This window comes from Streptomyces sp. BL1 (assembly GCF_057628045.1).
Map to the genome: position 1 here is coordinate 5,361,477 of NZ_JBXYWZ010000002.1, position 18,225 is coordinate 5,379,701.

15 protein-coding genes and 1 pseudogene are annotated in these 18,225 nt (G+C 72.0%); 5 read left to right on the forward strand and 11 right to left on the reverse strand.

Annotated features, from left to right (window positions below; genetic code table 11):
- Nucleotides 1-33: 33 nt before the first annotated feature.
- Nucleotides 34-930 carry a non-homologous end-joining DNA ligase gene (gene ligD / locus AC3AGO_RS23520; RefSeq protein WP_487822211.1) on the reverse strand — a complete coding sequence of 299 codons (897 nt, stop codon included), beginning with the start codon at nt 928-930 and terminating at the stop codon, nt 34-36.
- 30 nt (nt 931-960) lie between these two features.
- Here ligD and ku point away from each other — a divergent pair, with 30 nt between their 5' ends.
- Entirely contained in the window at nt 961-2,130 is a 1,170-nt protein-coding gene (gene ku, locus AC3AGO_RS23525; protein WP_487822212.1) for a non-homologous end joining protein Ku, read from the forward strand.
- Nucleotides 2,131-2,178: 48 nt separating this feature from the next.
- On the opposite strand, the gene AC3AGO_RS23530 is transcribed toward ku, so the two are convergent.
- The 9 genes and pseudogenes from AC3AGO_RS23530 to pgfA all read right to left on the reverse strand — a co-directional run bounded on the left by AC3AGO_RS23530 (nt 2,179) and on the right by pgfA (nt 14,129).
- Entirely contained in the window at nt 2,179-2,937 is a 759-nt protein-coding gene (locus AC3AGO_RS23530) for an FkbM family methyltransferase (protein WP_487822213.1), read from the reverse strand.
- Nucleotides 2,934-3,161, reverse strand: coding sequence for a Trm112 family protein (locus AC3AGO_RS23535; RefSeq protein WP_487824780.1), 228 nt, complete (start codon nt 3,159-3,161; stop codon nt 2,934-2,936). The genes AC3AGO_RS23530 and AC3AGO_RS23535 overlap by 4 nt, the downstream gene beginning before the upstream one ends.
- Nucleotides 3,151-4,098 carry a DMT family transporter gene (locus AC3AGO_RS23540; protein ID WP_487822214.1) on the reverse strand — a complete coding sequence of 316 codons (948 nt, stop codon included), beginning with the start codon at nt 4,096-4,098 and terminating at the stop codon, nt 3,151-3,153. The genes AC3AGO_RS23535 and AC3AGO_RS23540 overlap by 11 nt, the downstream gene beginning before the upstream one ends.
- A complete protein-coding gene (locus AC3AGO_RS23545) occupies nt 4,098-4,910 on the reverse strand; it encodes a class I SAM-dependent methyltransferase (RefSeq protein ID WP_487822215.1) in 813 nt (270 codons plus the stop codon). Before AC3AGO_RS23545 ends, AC3AGO_RS23540 begins: the two co-directional genes overlap by 1 nt.
- Complete coding sequence (locus AC3AGO_RS23550) at nt 4,907-6,304, reverse strand: condensation protein (RefSeq protein WP_487822216.1); 1,398 nt, start codon at nt 6,302-6,304, stop codon at nt 4,907-4,909. Before AC3AGO_RS23550 ends, AC3AGO_RS23545 begins: the two co-directional genes overlap by 4 nt.
- Nucleotides 6,301-10,656: an alpha-(1->3)-arabinofuranosyltransferase domain-containing protein gene (locus AC3AGO_RS23555; RefSeq protein ID WP_487822217.1), complete on the reverse strand. Its 4,356-nt coding sequence runs from the start codon at nt 10,654-10,656 to the stop codon at nt 6,301-6,303. The genes AC3AGO_RS23550 and AC3AGO_RS23555 overlap by 4 nt, the downstream gene beginning before the upstream one ends.
- Nucleotides 10,653-11,381: a class I SAM-dependent methyltransferase gene (locus tag AC3AGO_RS23560; protein ID WP_487822218.1), complete on the reverse strand. Its 729-nt coding sequence runs from the start codon at nt 11,379-11,381 to the stop codon at nt 10,653-10,655. Before AC3AGO_RS23560 ends, AC3AGO_RS23555 begins: the two co-directional genes overlap by 4 nt.
- A 262-nt stretch (nt 11,382-11,643) precedes the next feature.
- A pseudogene (locus AC3AGO_RS23565) lies at nt 11,644-12,780 on the reverse strand (glycosyltransferase family 4 protein); the annotation flags it as partial.
- Nucleotides 12,781-13,157: 377 nt separating this feature from the next.
- Complete coding sequence (gene pgfA, locus AC3AGO_RS23570; RefSeq protein ID WP_487822219.1) at nt 13,158-14,129, reverse strand: cell envelope lipid trafficking protein PgfA; 972 nt, start codon at nt 14,127-14,129, stop codon at nt 13,158-13,160.
- Between the two features lie 257 nt (nt 14,130-14,386).
- Here pgfA and AC3AGO_RS23575 point away from each other — a divergent pair, with 257 nt between their 5' ends.
- The 4 genes from AC3AGO_RS23575 to AC3AGO_RS23590 all read left to right on the forward strand — a co-directional run bounded on the left by AC3AGO_RS23575 (nt 14,387) and on the right by AC3AGO_RS23590 (nt 17,599).
- The gene (locus AC3AGO_RS23575; RefSeq protein WP_487822220.1) at nt 14,387-14,536 is read left to right on the forward strand and encodes a hypothetical protein; all 150 of its coding nucleotides are present in this window, start codon (nt 14,387-14,389) and stop codon (nt 14,534-14,536) included.
- A 3-nt stretch (nt 14,537-14,539) separates the two neighbouring features.
- Entirely contained in the window at nt 14,540-15,757 is a 1,218-nt protein-coding gene (locus AC3AGO_RS23580; protein WP_487822221.1) for a PucR-like N-terminal domain-containing protein, read from the forward strand.
- A gap of 208 nt (nt 15,758-15,965) precedes the next feature.
- The gene (locus tag AC3AGO_RS23585; RefSeq protein WP_487822222.1) at nt 15,966-16,739 is read left to right on the forward strand and encodes an IclR family transcriptional regulator; all 774 of its coding nucleotides are present in this window, start codon (nt 15,966-15,968) and stop codon (nt 16,737-16,739) included.
- Nucleotides 16,736-17,599 carry an SMP-30/gluconolactonase/LRE family protein gene (locus AC3AGO_RS23590; protein ID WP_487822223.1) on the forward strand — a complete coding sequence of 288 codons (864 nt, stop codon included), beginning with the start codon at nt 16,736-16,738 and terminating at the stop codon, nt 17,597-17,599. Before AC3AGO_RS23585 ends, AC3AGO_RS23590 begins: the two co-directional genes overlap by 4 nt.
- A 108-nt stretch (nt 17,600-17,707) precedes the next feature.
- On the opposite strand, the gene AC3AGO_RS23595 is transcribed toward AC3AGO_RS23590, so the two are convergent.
- Nucleotides 17,708-18,181: a MarR family winged helix-turn-helix transcriptional regulator gene (locus AC3AGO_RS23595; protein ID WP_487822224.1), complete on the reverse strand. Its 474-nt coding sequence runs from the start codon at nt 18,179-18,181 to the stop codon at nt 17,708-17,710.
- Nucleotides 18,182-18,225 lie beyond the last annotated feature (44 nt).

Below are 18,225 nucleotides of genomic sequence, written 5' to 3' on the forward strand. Positions count from 1 at the left end.
CGTAGGGCCGCAGCAGTCCGGCCGCTCCCCGTCTCATGCCGATGAGGCGGGGAGCGGCCGTGCCGCGCCGGGGGACAGCAGCGGGCCGAGGAGATCGCCGTGTTCGGCGATGCGGTCCGGCAGATCTGTGGCGAGCATCACGAGTTCGTCCGCTCTGCGGGCCCCGGCGAGCTCGTCCCAGGTGAGCGGCGTCGAAACGGTGGGGTACGGCTGGGCGCGCAGCGTGTACGGCGCGGCCGTGGTCTTCGCCTGGTTGTTCTGCGAGTGGTCCACGAACACCTTGCCGGGCCGCAGGGCGCGCGCCATTTTGCTGAGCGCCAGCTCGGGGAGGGCCTGCTCGGCCTCGATCGCGATGCGCTTCGCGTACGCGCTGACGTCGGGCGAGGGCGTGGGCTCCAGGGCCGCGAGCAGGTGCAGCCCCTTGGACCCCGACGTCTTCGGCAGGACGGTCAGCCCGTCCGCGGTGAGCCGGTCGCGGATCCACTCCGCGACCGTGCGGCACTCCAGCACCCCGGCGCCCTCGCCCGGATCGAGATCGAAGACCAGCCGGTCGGCCATGGCCTGCCGCTCCACGCGCCACTGCGGGGTGTGCAGTTCGAGCGCGGCGAGATTGGCGGCCCACACAAGGGAGGCCACGTCCTCCAGGAGCACCTGCCGCATCGGGTTCCGGGAGGCCACGGTGATCTCGGCGGTGGTCACCCAGTCGGGGGTGCCGGGCGGTACGTGCTTCGTGTAGAAGCTGCCCGCCTCGACGCCGTCCGGGAAGCGGGCGAAGGAGAGCGGGCGCCCGTGCAGGTGGGGGAGGAGCACGGGGGCCACGGAGGCGTAATAGTGCACCGCCTGGCCCTTGGTGAAGCCGGCCACCGGGTACAGCACCTTGTCCAGGTTGCTCAGGGCGAGACGGCGGCCCTCGATCTCCGTGTACGGCATAACCTGAGAGTCCCATGGAAGGGACAAATCATGCGTTCCATCTGGAAAGGGTCGATTTCGTTCGGGCTGGTCTCCATCCCGATCAAGGTGGTGTCCGCCACCGAGAACCACAGCGTCTCCTTCCACCAGCTGCACACGACCGACGGCGGCCGCATCCGCTACCGCAAGGTCTGCGAGCTGGAGGACAAGGAGGTGCCGCGGGACGAGATCGGCAAGGGGTTCGAGACCGCGGACGGCGAGACCGTGCAGCTGACGGATGCGGACCTGGCCTCGCTGCCGCTGCCGACCACCAAGACGGTGGAGATCCTCGGCTTTGTCCCGCGCGAGGACATCGATCCGATCCAGCTCGACCGCTCGTACTATCTGGCCGTCGACGGGCAGAGCGCCGCGAAACCGTACGCACTGCTGCGGGAGGCGCTGGAGCGCTCGGAGCGGGTGGCTGTCGTGAAGCTGGCGCTGCGCGGCCGGGAGAGCCTCGGGATGCTGCGCGTGTACGACAGCGTGCTGGCGATGCACACGATGCTCTGGCCGGACGAGATCCGGTCCGCCGCCGGTGTCGCGCCGGAGGCCGACGTGACCGTGCGCAGCGCCGAACTCGACCTGGCGGACACGCTGATGGACACCCTGGGGGAGCTGGACTGGGACGAACTGCGCGACGAGTACCGCGAGGCGGTCGAAGAGCTCGTGGCGGCGAAGGAGCGGGGCGGCACGGGGGAGGGGGAGACGAAGCCGGCGGCGAAGAAGTCGTCCGGCTCCGGCAATGTGGTCGACCTGATGGCCGTGCTGGAGAACAGCGTGCAGGCCGCGAAGGAGTCGCGGGGCGGCGAAGAGGGCGGCGACGCGACGGTGCACGAGCTGTCGGGGCGGCGGAAGAGCGGCGCGGCGAAGAAGCCGGCCTCCTCCGCGAAGAGTTCGGGGTCTGCCAAGAGTTCGGGAACCGCCGGCTCCGGAACCGCCAAGAAGGCCTCGTCGGCGAAGGGTTCGGGGACGTCGGGAAAGTCCTCGGCACAGAAGAGCACCGGGCAGAAGAGCGCCGCGAAGAAGGCTCCGGCGAAGAAGACGGCCGCGAAGAAGACGGCCGCGAAGAAGGCCGCTCCGGCGAAGAAGATGGCGTCCGCCAAGTCCGCGTCCGCCAAGTCCGCTTCCTCGAAGAAGACGGCGTCGGCGAGGAAGAGCGCGGGGACGAAGAAGTCCGCGTGAGCGGGCGGGCCCGGCGCGGAACTCCCGTACGCATACCGGCCGGTGGCCTCAGCAGGGGTCCGGCTCCCGAAGGAACAGCACCGAGTTGACGTAGCGGCGGTGCGGGGCCAGGGAGCGGCGGAGCAGGCCGTGTTCCGCCACGTGCGCCGTGCGGTGCTGGTGGGCCGCCAGGTCGAAGGCGCCGAGGGGCAGCCACTCCGTGCCGGGCAGCACCCAGCCCGTGTAGCCGAGCCCGTACAGGAAGTCCAGTACCGGGGCGAGCGGCTGGATCCGCACCTCCAGCTCGATGAACAGGGCGGGACGCGAGGAGCGCAGGGTCTTCTCCGCGCCGTGCAGGACGGCGAGTTCGCTCCCGTCGACGTCGATCTTGAGCAGGGTGACGTCCTGCAGGGCGAGTTCGTCGAGCGCCAGGCACGGCACGTCGAGCTGCGTGCCGTGCACCTCCCCGCGCCGTACGAGGGAGGACACGCCGCGGTCGCCGCGGCCGTCGGCCGGCAGCCAGAGTGTGGCGGTGCCGGAGTGGTCGGTGGCCGCGGCCTGCAGGACCTCCACGTTCGGCGGGGTGCCGGAGCGGAGCCGGCGGGCGAGGTGCGGGACGGGTTCGACGGTGACGACGCGGTCCGCGCGGCGTGCCAGACGGCGGGTCCACGGCCCGTACCAGCCGCCGATGTCGACAGCCGTGCCGCCGGGCGGGCAGAAGTCGTCGAGGCGGCGCAGTTCGGGTTCGAACCGCGGGTACAGCAGGTCGGTCGCCAGGGTGACGAGCCGGGCCGGCAGGTGGGGGGCGAGCCGGGCTGCCAGGGTCATGAGGCGGCGTCCTCCGGAGGGCCGATCCGGTCCAGCAGTTCGGTGTGTTCGTCCTCCTCCAGCTGCACACCGGAGGATGGCAGCAGCTGCGGGATGCCGTCGACGATCGGGTAACGGCGGTGCAGGCGCGGGTTGTAGAGCGCCTCCTCGGGCTGGAGCAGGAACAGCGGCCCCTTGTCGAGGGGGCAGGCGAGGATCGTCAGCAGCGGGTCGTCAGGTGAGATCGTGGGCATGGTGACCGCCTTTCTCGGTGCGGGCGGACGCTTCCGGGCCGCCGTCGGACTGTGGCTGGTCGTGGCGCGGCAGTGCCAGCAGCACGGACACCGCCAGTGCGGCGCCGCCCAACCGCAGGGCCAGCCGCAGGGGTTGGTCGGGGAGCGGTTCGGCGAACGCGACGGTGCCGCTGACGACGGCGAAGAGGAAGTTGACCGTCGTGCACACGGGCACGATGAGGGACGCGCGGCAGCGCTGCAGCGCCGTCTGCGACAGGATCAGCCCCGTCGACCCCGTGAACAGCAGGATGTACGGATAGGGCGACGTCAGGACGGCCGTCACCGTGCCGGGGATGTCGTCCGGGTCGAGCAGTCCTGCCGCGCCCTTGATGGCCAGGGAGCTCACCCCGTACAGGAACCCCACCGCCACGCCGTACGGCACGCCCGCGGTCGGCAGCCGGTGGCGGCGGCGCGAGCGGCGTTCGGCGGAGTGGAAGAGGAGCAGCGCGATCGCGAGGGACGGCACGCAGATGACCAGCAGGAGGGGCAGCGGGGCGAGGCGGCTGATCTCCTCGGTGCTCCCGTGCAGCGAGAACACGATCATGACGAGGGCCACCACGATCGCGACCATGCCCTGCCGTTCGCGGCCGCTGGACTGTTCGCCGAGGAACAGTGCCGACAGCAGCAGGAGCATCACCAGGCCTGTGACGAACAGTCCTTGCGCGGCGACCAGCGGCAGCGTGCGGTAGACCGCCAGCTGTGCGGCGAAGCCGAGCAGCAGGGACGCGGCGCCCAGGATCCACAGAGGACTGCGCAGCAGTTGTCCGACGACCTGTCCGGGGCGTGCGGCGGAGAGCGGCGGCAGGGAGGACAGCGCCCGCTTCTCGATCACGAAGCCGGCGCTGAACAGCACATTGGCCAGCAGCGCGGCTCCGACGCCCCAGAACATCAGCTGTCCTGCCGCACGGAGTTCTCGTCGTTCCGGCGCGTTCCGTCCGCACTGTCCGGGGTCTTGCGGGCGTGCACCAGCAGAATGGACGCCAGGGACGGCGTCTTGCAGGCCAGCCTGTCCAACGGGCGGAAGGGTCGCGGCACATCGTGGTACGGCGCGCCGGTCATCCGGACAACCTCGAACCCGGAGGCGTTCAGCAGGCCGCGCAGTGCCCGCGCCGTGTACAGCCGCAGATGGCCGACGACTTGGGCGCCGGGGCGGCCGTGGATGCCGCGCAGGGACACCTCGGAGAACACCGGCTGGATGCCGGCCAGCAGCAGGGCGCGGTTGTACCAGGCGGCCAGATTGGGCGTGGACAGCAGCAGATGGCCGCCGGGGCGCAGTACGCGGCGCAGTTCGTCCAGTGCCGCGTCCGGGTCGACGAGATGCTCGATGACCTCGCTGAACAGGACGGCGTCCGCGGCGCCCGTGCGGAACGGCAGCCCGGGCGGGGCGAGTTCGCCGCGTACGGCTGTCAGCCGGGTGGCGGCGCGGCGCAGCGCGTCCTGCGACCAGTCGACACCGATGACGCGGTACCCGTCGCCCGGCAGAGCCTGTGCCGTCGTGGCGGCCGCCGTGCCGTCGCCGCAGCCGATGTCCAGTACGGTGCGCGGCTGCGTCGCGCGGGCGGGCCCCAGCGCCGCCGCGAGGAGGGCCGCCTGGCGGCGTGCGCGGTCCGGGCCGGACGCCACGGGGGTGGCCGGATCCTCGTACAACGCGCGCAGGGAGCCCGGGTGTTGTCCGGGCTGCCGTGTGGGTGCGCTGGTCACAGGCCGGCCTCCTCCTGCCGGGTGCTGCCCGGCACGTACGACGTGGTGGCCAGCGAGCGGGCGAACAGTGCGCCGAGACGGCTGCCCGCCGCGTCGTCGAGCCGGGTGTGCGACCAGCGCAGGGCGAGCTGGAGCCGGCCGCCGGTGGAGACCGTGGTGACGGACAGTCCGCGGGGCGAGCGTGCGGGCGCGGAGAACCAGACGGCCTCCGCCCGTCCCGCGTCGCCGAAGTCCAGCGGGTAGGGAATCCGGCCGATGTTGGACAGGAGCGTGGTGGACGCCCAGGGACCCGCGGCCTCCCGTAGTCCGCGCACGTAGGCGGCCCGCAGTCCGACCGGCAGCAGAGGTGTCGTCAGCAGGCCGCCGCTGAAGCCGAGTTGGGGCCGGTCGACCGACTTGAGCGCGCGGGTACGAGCCGCGGTGGCGCGCAGCAGCCGTGCGACGGCGGTCCGGTCGGGCGCCCCGGACGCGGTCAGGGAGTCGTGGGCCTGCTGTTCCTCCGGGCCGAAGGTGACCTCGACGAGACGGGTGCCGTTGCCGATGGGCATGTCCGCCGTGCGCGGGCGGTCGTCGACCGGCATGGTGATGCGGACCGGGCGTACGGGCTGTTCGTGCATCCGGTTCCAGCGGGCGCACATGATCCAAGTGGCCACCAGCAGCTGGTCGTTGACGGTGTACGGGCTGGGCCCGCCCGGCGCGCGCGGAGGGCGCGCCGGGACGGGGAGGTCGGCGATGAACATGCCGTTGCCGGGCAGTCCGGGGTGCACCGTGTCGGATGCGATCCGTGCGGGACGGGACAGCAGGGACGCCGACGGTTCGGGCTGCGGCCCGCCGGACTGTGCGCGGTCCGTACGAACGGGCGGCGGGGCGGGCGAGTTGTCCGCACCGCCGTACAGTTCGGCCGCTGTGGCGAGCACACGCAGACATGCCGGACCGTCGAGCGCCGTGTGGTTGATGGTGGTCAGCAGCACCCAGCGGCCGTCGTGCTCGACCACCTCGATCCGTACGGGCGGCGAGGCGTCCAGGGGCGGGCACTCGGCGAGCGCACGTTTGCGTCCCTCTTCCAGCGTGCCGCCCGGCCAGTGCACCGGATCGCAGTCCGGCCCGTCGGTGAGCCGCCATGTGTAGCGGCGGTGCCACCAGTGGGACCGTTCCTGCCGGACGAGGATGCGCGGATGGCGGCGCAGCGCCTCGTCGACTGCGGTACGCAGCCGGTCCGGGTCGGGCCGGCCGGGCAGATGGATCTCGATGTGCACGGTCTCCGGCTCGGCCTCGGTCAGACAGTGCCGGGTGATCTCGTCCACGGTGGGGAACGGGACCGTGCCGGTTCTGGCCGCCGGCGGCCGCCGGTCGGGGCCCGGCAGTCCGTCGCGTGCGGACTGGAGTGCGGTCATGGGGTGGATTCCTCCCCGTTTTGCTCGGCGGACCGGGACTGTTCGGCACGCGCCTGCGGTGCGGCCTCGGCCGGCTGCGCGGCGGACGCGGGAGGTTCGGGTCCATCGAACTCCGCAGGGCGCGGCCCGTACAGCGGCGGGTCGGGTTCCGGTTCCGGTACGGGCTGCCGGGCCTTCCCGCGTACGGGGAAGGTGACCAGTGCGGCCGTCAGCGCGAGCAGCGCCAGCGCCTGGGCGACGGGTCCGAACGCGCCGCGCCCGTCGGCCACGGCGTCCCCCGCGCCCACGGCAGCGGCGACTCCCGCGCCGAGCCCGCCGAGCAGCGCCAGGGGCACCAGCAGGGCGGGCCGCAGCCAGGCCAGTACCGCGAGCACCGGGACGATCACCGCGTACGGTCCGGCGACGAGCGCCACCACGAGGGTGAGCGCAACTGTGCCCAGGACGGCGCCGGGCGGCGGGGCCCCGTTCTCGTCCGTGCCGAGCGGCGTTCCCGACTTGCGGCGGATCAGGGCGAGTCCGAGCAGGACGGCGACGCCCACGGCACCGCCGATCAGACCGCCCTCGTACCAGCGGGCCGGTTCGTACTCCAGTGTGACCAGACCACTCTGGCCGGCCGGTACGAGGAAGCCCTGCTGCCAGCCGTCGAGCCGCAGCGCGGTGAGCTCCTTGCCGTTGAGTGTCGCCTTCCAGCCGTCGTTGACGTTCTGGTGCAACTGCAGGTAGGCGGCCGGGCCTTCGCCGACGCGGATGGACCGTCGGTCGCCGGCCCAGTCGACGGGGGTGACGCTGCGGGCGTCCGCGGTGGTCGCCTCTGTTGCCGAACCGGCCTGCTGTGCGGCGCCGGCAGGGCGCTCGCCGCGGGTGAACGTGATGTCCGACGGGGCCAGCGGCCCTGTGCCGCCGGTCTCCACGGTGTGCCGTCCGGGGGACAGTTCCAGACTGCTGTCCTTCGCCTCGCCCGCGCACAGCCGGATGTCGACGGGCCGCCTGTCGGTGAGATCGCGGACCTTCCCGCTGACGCTCGTGGTGTGCAGCGTGCCGTCGACGGCGAGAGTCGGGCCCTGACCGCAGGGCAGCCGGAACGTACGGTCCGGGTCGGGGCGGGGGACCCGCAGATCGTCCAGCGCCGGAACGTACGCCTCGGTGAGGCCCACGGGCAGTTCGAGCTTCCGGTCGGCGACCGGATTGTGCACCGTCACCGGGCGGGTGGCGGTGACGGTGATGTCGAGCTGGTCGGTGTTGAGGGGCTCGAAGCGGGCCCAGCCGTTCTTGTCGACGCCCGCGGTGACCGCCCCCTCGGGGGAGCTGATGCGGACCTCTTCGGGCCGGGCCGAGATGCCGCCGCCACCGGCCAGGACGATCTCGCCGATCTCCTTCTTGCCGGGCCAGCTGAGGTGGATGGTCGGCTTGTTCCCGGCGATCCACGCCGTCGTCAGGTCGCCGTCCACCAGATTGCGGGCGCCGACCGAGGTGCCGAGGCGCGCCGTGGAGTCCGCAGACGCGGTGACCCGGTTGCGGGAACCCGGCGCCACTTCGTCCAGCAGCCGGTCGAGTTCGGCGCCCTGTACGGGCAGCGCCTGTGCGCGCACCGTGAACTCGTCACTGCCGCCCTTGGTGGTGAACTGCCGGTGCAGGCCCGTCTCTCCGGTACCCGGGGACAGTCCGCCGGGGTCGCTGCCGCGGTGCAGCGAGAACGTCTCGTCCTCCGTACCGACGTCCCCCGTGCCTCCCGTGCCGCCGCGCTGTGCGTCGTCCGGCAGCCGCAGCATCCGTGTCACCTGGACGTCCGGGATCTCGATCTCCTGGAAGCCCACGCCCGACAGTCCGGCACGCGGACCCTGCGCACCGGTGATGGTGAGCTTCAGCCATTTCGCCGTCCCGCGGGGCGACTTGATCTCCTGTTTCGTGCCGTCCGGTCGCAGGGTGCTGGTCCTGCTGCCCTTGTCGGTCTCGACGCGCACCCGGGTGGGCGCGGCCCTGGCCGCCTCGGCGGGCAGCGGTGTGACCTTCAGCGCGGCCGGTATGGCGGTCGGCCGCTGGAAGCCGACACGCAGCCACTGGCCGACAGGATCGCCGGCGCTGCCCTCCGCCCAGGCGGTGTCCGGGTTGCGGTCGAAGGCGCCCACCGGGTCGAACTGCGGGAGGTGGAACAGCCAGTTGCCGCTGCTGGAGGCGGTGACCGACTTCGCGCCGCGCAGCACTGCCACCGTCTGGTGCCTGGACCCGGTCGTCGGCAGGATCTGCTTGGGCTTCTCACCCGGCCGCTCAGTGCTGTCCGGCGCGTTCCGCTCGTTCGCGGTGTACGTGTACGACGTGTTGTTGCTCACCAGTCCGAACCTGGTGTCGGCGCGTCGCAGCCCGTCCGCGGTCAACTGCTGTGCGGGCGTGCCGAGTCCGGGGTGGTTGTCGCCGGTCAGCACGGTCGGCTTGCCGGCCAGTGACGGGTCGGCCGACAGTTGCAGCAGCGCCTCGGGGCCGCCGCTCACCTGCGCGGTGTCGGCGACGGCGCGTGCGTCCGCCACGCCGGGACGGTCGTCGCCCGGAGGGGCGAAGATCTCCACGGAGCGCAGCTGCTCGTACAGGCCCGCCACCTGGAGCGGGGTGTTCGCCGGGATGGTGCCCTGGGTGACCTTCGGCCCGAAGCCCCGCACCCGCTCGTACCCGGACTCCTCCAGGGTCCGCCGTACGGTCTGCGGCGGCACGTAGCCCATCTGGTCGGGGTCGAGGTCGTTGCGGACGACGACGTAGTGCAGTCCGGCGCGCGCCAGGAAAGCCGGCAGGCCCGGTACGTCGCCGCCGCTCGTCAGCGCCTGTTCGACGGCGTCCGTCGCACGCCGGTTGCCCGGCGGGCCGAACGGCACGTAGTCCCGCTGCGCCCACGACGATTCGGCCAGCACGTCCAGCGGCTGGTCGACAGTCGTGCCCCAGGTCTGCACCCCGTGTGCGGTGGCCGGAGTGACGTACGCGCGGCTGTCGGGGGAGTGGTTCTGCAGCCAGTCGGCCGTCTGCTCCCAGTGGTTGGGCAGTTTCTTGAAGGCGCCGGGCTGCAGCACGTCACCGGTCACATAGGGAAGTGCCAGCCCGGGCAGCACCAGCAGAGCCGCCAGCGCGGGCAGCAGACGCCGGCCCGGCAGCGCACGGACACCGTCCGTACGGGCGGTGAGGGACGTCAGATGGGCGAGCCCGAGGGCGACGGCGAGAGCGAGGCCCGGCTGGAACTTGTAGATGTTCCGGAACGGCCGCAGCCATCCGTCCAGCCAGCCCTGTACGGACTCCGCGAACGGCGCTCCCAGCGCACCGGCGTACCCGGCGAGCATGATGGCCGCGACTGTCATGACGGTGAGCACCAGCCAGCGCCGCTCCGGCATGTCGCGCCGGGCGAGGCCGGCGAGTCCGAGCCCTGCGGCCAGCGCTCCGCCCAGGATGGCGAGCACGTTCGTGGCGACGGTCCAGCCTGCCGGCAGCCAGGCCTCACCGAAGTTCAGATATGCCGTCCAGTTGCCCGCGCCGCGCAGCATCTCGGTGGCCGACATGGTGTCGGTCGTCGCCTTCGCGGTCTCGACGTACGGCATGAAGTCCTCGCCGTACACGCCGAGCAGGATCAGCGGAACCGTCCACCACAGGGTCGCCAGCACCACTCCGGGCAGCCACCACGCCAGCAGGGTGCGCCGCCTGCGTCCCGTACGGGTGAGGAGATACAGCCCGACGGGCAGCAGTGCGGCCAGGGTGGCGGCGGCGTTCACACCGCCCATGAACGGCACCAGCAGCGCCGAACGGGCAGCGGCCACCCGCGGGTTGGCGGTGACCGAGGTGAGTGGCAGCAGCACCCACGGCAGTACGGCGCCCGGAAGGGCCGCGGCCGAGGTGGAGCCGACGACGATGGTGAAGGCCGGCCACAGTGCGTACACCAGGGCGCCCAGTACGCGGGTGCCGCGCGAGCCGGTGCCGAACCGTTCGGCCAGCCGGAGCGCGCCCCAGAACGCCGCGGCCACGATCAGCGACAGCCACAGCCGTTCCGCGATCCAGGTGGGGATCTGCAGCAGATCGGTCAGCCCGTAGTAGGGCAGCGAGGGGAAGAGGTAGCCGGCGTACTGGTCGGAGATCCCGCCGAACCCCGCCCGGTCCTGCCACAGTTCGCCCAGGTGGTCCAGGAAGGACCACGGGTCGGCGGCGACACCGAGCTTCGTCTCGAACGTCATCTTCCCGGGCGACTTCGCCAGGAAGGCGACGAACACCACGGCCCACACGACGGCCAACAGCAGCCTGCCGCGCGGGCGTTCCGGCGGCGGGTCCTGCGCGGCGGCGCGCTCCGGACCCGGGCTGCGGGGTGGTGCCTGGACGGTCGTGGTCATGAAGGACACCGCCGGAGGATGAGAAGGAGGTTCCAGGTGGCGATCTCGCGCAGCCCCGGGACACGGGTCACGGCTGTGGCCAGGAACGGCCAGTAGCGGGAGCGTGCCGTGACGATCTCGACGTCGCTGCGGGCGCGCACCTGGCGAAGGGTGGGGCCGATGTGCACGGCGAACAGGTTCTCGCCGAGGCGGTGCTTGGCCTCGTGTCCGCGCCGTCTGCGGTAGCGGGCACGGGCGCGTTCGTGGCCCAGGTAGTGCCAGGGGGCCGTCTCGTGGCCGCCCCAGGGCGAATACCAGTTGGTGAACGACAGATAGATGAGGCCGCCGGGCCGGGTGACCCGCACCATCTCGGAGACGAAGGTCAAAGGGTCGGCGACGTGCTCCAGTACGTTCGAACTGAAGCACACGTCGGCGCTGCCGTCCGCGAGGGGCAGCAGATAGCCGTCGGCGACGACGGCCCCTGCGGGCGTCCGCCCGAGTGCCGTCAGTTCGGCCGGATCCGGCTCGAAGAGGTAGGCGTGTGCGCCGCGGCGCCGGAACTCCTCGGTGAACTGGCCGCTGCCGCCCCCGACATCGGCCACCGTCGCGCCCGCCAGGGTCACGTACCGCTCCAGCTGGGAGGCCGCGTCACGGGCGAGCAGTCCGTAGCACCGCTCGGGGTCGTCCTGTTCGTGGGCGAAGGCACGGCACAGGGCGACGGATCTTCGGATGGAGGGATCGCGCACTGCCGGGTCACCGCCCAGCCGGGGGCGGCGAGTCCGGCAGACGTCTCGACAGTGCCTGCCGGGACGCGGACGTGAGGGTTCCGCCGGGTATGCGGCCTTCGGGGGCCGGGCGGTCCGCGGATTCCGGGAGGTCTGGAGATTCCGGGAGGTCTGCGGGTAAGGGGCGGTCGCCGGGTAACTGACGCCCCGGCGACGTGTGCTGCGCGTCCGGTGTGCGTCCGTCCGGCGTCCGTCTGTCCACCGTCCGGCCGTCCGGCGTGTGACGTGCGTACGCCTCGGCCGCGACCGTACGGAAGGCGTCCACGGTGTTCGCCCAGCGGAACCGCGCGGCGCGCTGTTCGGCGGCCTTGCCCAGCGCGTCACGGCGCTGGGCGGACAGTGCGAGGGTGCACCAGTGGGCGGCGAACGCGCTCTCCCCGCCCGCCAGCAGACCGGTCACCCCGTGCTCGACGGAGTCGCGCAGCCCGGGGATGTCGAAACCGACGGCCGGTGTGCCGCGCGCGGCGGCCTCCGTGACGACCAGACCCCACCCCTCCACCAGCGAGGGGTGCAGCAACAGCCAGGCCCGGCACAGCAGCCGGTGCTTCTCGGCCTCGCCGACGTGCCCGGTGAACACGGTGTCCGGGCCCGCCATGGCCTCCAGCCGGGCCCGTTCGGGGCCGTCGCCGACGATGACCAGCCGGCCGCCGGTGACGGGGCGCACCCGCTCCCACAGACGCAGCAGCAGGTCGATCCGTTTGTACTCGACGAGCCGTCCCATGGCGACGAACAGCGGCTCCCGGTCGGGTGCCAGCAGCGGACCGGGCTCCTCCACACCGTTGTGCACGATGCGGATCTCCTCGCGGGGGACGCCCAGTTGACCCAGCGCCCCGGCGGTCGAGGGGGAGACGGCGACCTTGAGGTTGCCGCGGTGGCCCCCGGCGAGCGCCCAGTGCTCCAGCCGGCGGCCGAGACGTGCGGCCGGTGCCGGGTAGCGCATCCCCCACAGGTCGGTGTGCACGTGATTGACGAAGCACAGGGTGGGACCGCGGTGCCACAGCGGCGACAGGTACGGCATGCCGTTGCACACTTCGACCAGCAGATCGCAGTCGCCGACCTGCCGGGCGAACGTCCGGCGTGCGCGCAGGAAATGGCCGGCGTCGCCGCCTGCGGAGACCACACGGTAGTCGCGGTAGGCCGCAGGACCGCCGCACAACAGGGTGACCTGGTGGCCGTGTGCGGTGAGTCCCTCGGCGATCCGGTCGATGAGCAGCTCGGAGCCGCCCGCGGCCGGATTGCCGAGGTCGCGGCGCGCCAGGAAGACGATCCGGCGCGGCGGTCCCGGGTCGGCCGGGTACCGCCGGGCGGCCGGTTCGGTGCCGCGCGGGAAGAGCAGTGACGGTGGTACCTGCTGGGGCATCGGCGCTCCAACTCGTTCACGGTGCGGTACGGGTGGTACGGGCATCCATCGAGCGGGGCAGTGCGGTCGTACGTCTCGGTGCGTCGTACGGCTCTCTGTGCAGGACGTGCGGCTCTGAACGGTACTGCGGCTCTGTGCTGCGGTTCTGCGCTGCGGTTCTGTACTCGGTGCGGAGCGCTGGACGTACGGGGCGGGGCGGTGCGGCTCAGCGGGGCGGTACGGGGCGGTGCGCGGTACTGCGTGTGATCCGGGGACAACCCGGGTGCCCGGCGGGAACCGCAGGCCGGGCGGGTGGAAGGCTCAGTGTTCGCCGGTCTGTTCGCGAACGGCTACTCACGCGGGTGACAATTTCGCACCGGTATAGGGCTGACGGTGCATCACATCTCACGCGGTTGGCGTACTTTGCGTACTCCCCGCAGCAGCAGACCCGCTCCTGTGAGCGTCAACAGACCGCCGGCGAGCAGTGCGCCGAACGGCGCCTTCGTGCCGACGAGTTCGAGCTTCTTGTTGTCCTCGTCCGCCAGCTTGACCGCCTCGCGCTGTGTGGCGTCGTCGAACGCCAGCTTGTCGCTCTGCAGGAGCGTCACCTTGTCGGCATCGCCGCCGGGCGCGCGCAGCGTCACCTTCGGGCCGGTCGCGGCGTACAGAATGCGTCCCGTGCGCTGGTCGACGACCAGGTCGAGGCCGGAGTTGGAGTACCACTCCTCCGCGAACACCTGGGAACTCCTGGGCCGGTCCACCAGCCGTCCGGGCACCTGCCTGCTGCCCATGCGGATGGGTGCGACGGTGGCCGTGAAGCGCAGCCCTTCACGCCCCTTGACCGTCTCGCGGCCGGTGTAGCGGACGGGCACTGTTTTGCCGAGCGAGCTGTCCCACCAGCGGTAGGTGCGCTGTTCCACGTCGAAGGGGAACTTCAGGTACGCCTCTCCGCTGGTGTCCGCGGGGCGCAGCCTGCAGCACTGCACCGGCAGGTTGGTCTCGCGGTCCGTCACCCACCGTTCGACCTTCCACTGGAACGCCCTGCGCGGGTCGTTCAGCTTGAGGGTCTCCGGATTGTCGATGGTCTGCGACACGTCCCAGACGGCCCGTCCGCTCTTCTCGCTCGCGGCGACATTGCCCAGCACATGGCGGTTGACGGTGAGTTGCTTGCCCTTGCGCGTCTTCAGGGCCTCCTGGTCGAAGTACGCGCCGGTGCCGGTGAAAATGGAGGTGACGTCGACGTCGACGGGCGTCCGCTTGGCGCGCGGTTCGACGTACCAGGTGAGCATCGGGGCGAGGACCAGCAGGAAGACCCCGACCCCGAGCAGGCTCAGGGACAGCGGTAACAGCGGAGACGATCTACGGCGCATGCGGGCACTCCGAGGGTGAAGTGGTGCGACGTACGGCGAAGGAAGGGACGCACCGCACTGTGGCGCGGCGCGGTGCGGCGCCCGGAAGGCGGCCCCCTGGGGCAGCCCGGCCGACGGCCGGCCGGACGGCTGCGTATGGAGGCGAAACCGTAGGCGGAGTCTTGACACGGCGTCAATGGTTCTCGGACACTCGGCGCACACAGCGGAGTCGGCCCCGGGGCGGGGCGGTGCGCACCTACGAGAGAGGTCGCCGCGCCATGCACAGACTCTTCGCCGCAGCGTTCACCTGTGTCGCCGCCGCCGCTCTCGCGGTCGGTGCGGCCATGGGAATCGTCGCCGCGCTCGACGCCACACCGGAGCAGCCGAACGTGCCGCTGGTGCATTTCCAGACGCCCTCGGGAGACTGAGCCGTGCCGGCGGGACCGGCCGGGTCAGCGTGGCAGGACGTACCGCCCCTGCGTGCCAAAGAGTTCGCCGAGCGGGCGCTCTCGGAGCTGCCCGTGCTGGCGGAGGACATCCTGCACGCCATCCGCAAGGAGTACCCGGAACTCCCGCTCGTCCTCGACGAGTCGGGCGAACCCATGGCACTCATCGGCATCCGTCGTGCGCTGGAGCACTTCGTCGACCATCTGGCCAACGGACTCGACACACCTCACGTACCGCCCCGCGTGTTCCAGGAGTTCGGCAGGGGAGAGGTGCTGCAGGGCCGCAGCCTGGACTCGTTGCAGGCCGTCTACCGGCTCGGCATCCGGCTGGCCTGGCGCCGCCTCGCGGAGATCGGCACCCAGGTGGAGATCCCGCCGCCCGCCATGTACGAACTCGCCGAGTCCGGATTCACCTACCTCGACCGCCTCGTCGCCGAGTCGGTGCGCGGCTACGCGGAGGCAGTCGCCCGGCAGGCCGGTGAACGCCTGCGCCTCCAGCGCCGGTTGCTCGACCTGCTGTTGTCCGAGCACACCCGCGCACAAGGCGACCCGGCCGACCTGCTGGCCGACCGCGCGGCGCGGATCGGCTGGCCCGTGCCCCGTACGGTCGCGGTCGCCGTGCTGGTACGGCCCGCACGGTCCGCCGTACCGCCTGCGGTCGGCGACGAGGTACTGCTCGACATGGACTGCGAACAGCCCCGCATGGTGGTGCCCGAGCCGGAAGCGGCAGGACGGGCGGAACTGGTCCGCCGGGCGACCGCGGGATGGGCGGGGGCGATGGGACCGCCGGTGCCCCTGGCGCACGCCGTACGGTCGTTGCGGTGGGCGCAGATGGCGGTCGGACTGATGGAACGCGGTCTGCTGCCCGGCGGACAGCTGCTGTTGTGCACCGAGCACACCGAGGCGCTCGTACTGCTGCCGCCCGAGGAACTCATCGGGGGACTGACCAGACTGCGGCTCGGCCCGCTGCGCGACTGCGGTCCCGCGCACAGCAGACGGCTGGCCGAGACACTGCTGGCCTGGCTGGAGACGCGCGGCGGTGCGCCCGACGTGGCGGCCCGGCTGGGCGTGCACCCGCAGACCGTGCGCTACCGGCTGCGCCAGATCCGCGAACTGTGGGGCTCCGACGTCGACGACCCGGACGTACGGTTCGAACTGGAGCTGGTGCTGCGGGCGATGAGACTGCGCGGCGAACTCGACTGACAGTCCGGACGGCAGCCCGAAACGGCCGGCAGTCCGGACTGCCGGCAGAACGGACGGGGGCGCGTGCGCAGCACAGCTGTGCGCGGGCCTCCCGCGGTCGCGGCCATTGTGCGTGCGTCACGGGCGCGGCTACGCTCCCGTTCGGGATACCGGTCGGCTTCCGGTATCCCGAACTTCCGTGACCACCGCGCAAGGAGAGGGGCGGGACATGGGTCGTCTCGTGCCGGCCGTCACCCGGGCCCTGGACATACTGGAGCTCTTCCTCGACGGGGACGGGACGCTCTCCGCGCCCGAGATCACCCGCAGGCTCGACCTCCCGCGCACCACTGTGCACGAGCTGGTGACGACCCTCGCAGCCCGCAACTATCTCGTCGCGCTGCCCGACCAGCCGGGCCGCTACCGGCTGGGAGTGCGCCCCTACCAGCTCGGCAGCCGGTACGCGGAGCAGCTCGACCTCGCGGCCGAGGGACAGCAAGTGGCCCGCAGCGTCGCCGAGACCTGTGACGAGACAGTGCACGTCGCCATCCTCGAAGGGGTGGACGTCATCTACATCGCCAAGGTCGACAGCACGCACGCCGTCCGCATGGTGTCCGCCGCCGGACGGCGGCTGCCCGCGCACTGCACGTCCGTCGGCAAGATGCTGCTCGCCTCCCTGCCGGAGGGCGAACTGGAGGCACGGCTGCCGGCCGCCGAACCGCTCGCCGCGATGACGCCGAACTCCCTCACCGACCCGGCGGCCCTGCGCGAAGCCCTCGCGGACATACGCGAGCACGGCACCGCGGTCGAGGAGCGCGAATCCAACCCCGACGTCAACTGCGTTGCCGCGCCCGTACGGAACTCGTCGGGGCAGACGGTCGCGGCGCTGAGCATCTCCGTGCCGACGATCCGGTGGAGCGAGGAACGGCGCGGCGAACTGGAGGAGCTGGCGGTCAAGGGCGCCGGTGAACTGTCGGCACGACTGGGACACAGGAGGCGGGCATGAGCGCGGCACAGCGGCCGGAGGTCGCCGTACGGACGGATGCGCAACTGGGCGAGGGGCCGACCTGGGACAGCGCGCGCGAGCGGCTGATCTGGGTGGACATCCTCAACTCCCGTGTGCACACCTACGACCCGGTGACCGGTGTCCGTTCGGTGCTGACCACCGGACAGCACGTGGGCGCGGCGAAGCCCCGTACGGGCGGCGGTCTCGTGGTCAACCTGCGCGACGGCGTGGGCCTTTACGACGCCGGCGGCGCGTTCTCCTGGCTGCACCGCGAGCCCGTCCCGGGCCGCCGCGGCAACGACGCGGCGGTCGCACCCGACGGCTCCTTCTGGGCGGGCACCATGGCGTACGACGAGACCCCGGGCGCGGGCACGCTGTCCCGGCACACGGGCGACGGGCAGGTGCGCACGGTGCTGCCCTCGGTCGCCGTCAGCAACGGCACCGGCTGGAGCCCGGACGGCCGGCTGATGTACTACAACGACTCGCCCACCCGCCGCATCGACGTCTTCGACCACGACCCGGAAACCGGCGAACTGTCCGGCCGCCGCACGCTCGCCGTCATCGAGGAGGGCGGGGGCTTCCCGGACGGTCTGACAGTGGACGAGGACGGCTGCGTCTGGGTCGCCCTGTGGGGCGGTTCCGCGGTCCGCCGCTACACCCCGTCCGGCGCCCTCGACCGCACACTGCCGCTCGCCGTACGGAACCCCACCGCCTGCGCCTTCGGCGGTGCGGACCTGCGCGACCTGTACGTCACCACGGCGGCCGTCACCGCCGACCCCGCGCACGAGCCCCTCGCGGGCTCCCTGCTGTGCTTCCCCGGCGCGGGCCGGGGCCTCCCGCAGCCGGCCTTCGCGGGCTGACACACCGGCGACAGAACACACCGGCGACAGAACACACCGGAGGCAGAACACCTCGGAGGCAGACCAGCGCGGGCCGAAAGCACCGGTCCGTACGGCGGACGCGCGCGCTCAGCTGTCGTCGATGTCCTCGCCCAGCATGCGCTTCAACAGGTCGCGCAGAACTGTGCGTTCGGCCGGAGTGAGCTCCGCGAGGGGCTCGCGCGCGAAGTCCAGCCCGGCGCGCAGGCGGGCGGCGAGCGCGCTCCCCTCGCCGGTGGCCGCCGCGATCTTCACCCGGCGGTCCGCCGGGTCCGGACGGCGCTCCACCAGACCGCGGGACTCCAACCGGTCGACGATTCCCGTCACGTTGGACGGCTCGCACTTCAGCTTCTCGGCCACCTTCCGCATGGGAGTCGGCTCGAGCGCCAGCAGCGACAGCATGCGCGCCTGCGCGCCCGTGAGGTGGTGCTCGGCCGCGGCGAGCTCGTACTCCTCGTGGTACCGCGCGACCACCGTGCCGATGAGCTCGACCACCTCGAACGTGAGGGGGTCTTCTCTGCGGGTACGCGATGCCGGGTTACGCGATGTCGGACTGGCAGCCATGACACCCAGGGTACTCATTTGCTTGACAACATGAAATATCCAGG

Excerpts from the sequence above, each read along its gene's own strand:
- ligD (WP_487822211.1), bottom strand. The coding sequence starts at position 930 with ATGCCGTACACGGAGATCGAGGGCCGCCGTCTCGCCCTGAGCAACCTG.
- AC3AGO_RS23530 (WP_487822213.1), bottom strand. The coding sequence starts at position 2,937 with ATGACCCTGGCAGCCCGGCTCGCCCCCCACCTGCCGGCCCGGCTCGTC.
- AC3AGO_RS23595 (WP_487822224.1), bottom strand. The coding sequence starts at position 18,181 with ATGGCTGCCAGTCCGACATCGCGTAACCCGGCATCGCGTACCCGCAGA.
- AC3AGO_RS23550 (WP_487822216.1), bottom strand. The coding sequence starts at position 6,304 with ATGACCGCACTCCAGTCCGCACGCGACGGACTGCCGGGCCCCGACCGG.
- AC3AGO_RS23575 (WP_487822220.1), top strand. The coding sequence starts at position 14,387 with ATGCACAGACTCTTCGCCGCAGCGTTCACCTGTGTCGCCGCCGCCGCT.
- ku (WP_487822212.1), top strand. The coding sequence starts at position 961 with ATGCGTTCCATCTGGAAAGGGTCGATTTCGTTCGGGCTGGTCTCCATC.
- AC3AGO_RS23585 (WP_487822222.1), top strand. The coding sequence starts at position 15,966 with ATGGGTCGTCTCGTGCCGGCCGTCACCCGGGCCCTGGACATACTGGAG.
- AC3AGO_RS23555 (WP_487822217.1), bottom strand. The coding sequence starts at position 10,656 with ATGACCACGACCGTCCAGGCACCACCCCGCAGCCCGGGTCCGGAGCGC.
- AC3AGO_RS23540 (WP_487822214.1), bottom strand. The coding sequence starts at position 4,098 with ATGTTCTGGGGCGTCGGAGCCGCGCTGCTGGCCAATGTGCTGTTCAGC.
- pgfA (WP_487822219.1), bottom strand. The coding sequence starts at position 14,129 with ATGCGCCGTAGATCGTCTCCGCTGTTACCGCTGTCCCTGAGCCTGCTC.
- AC3AGO_RS23590 (WP_487822223.1), top strand. The coding sequence starts at position 16,736 with ATGAGCGCGGCACAGCGGCCGGAGGTCGCCGTACGGACGGATGCGCAA.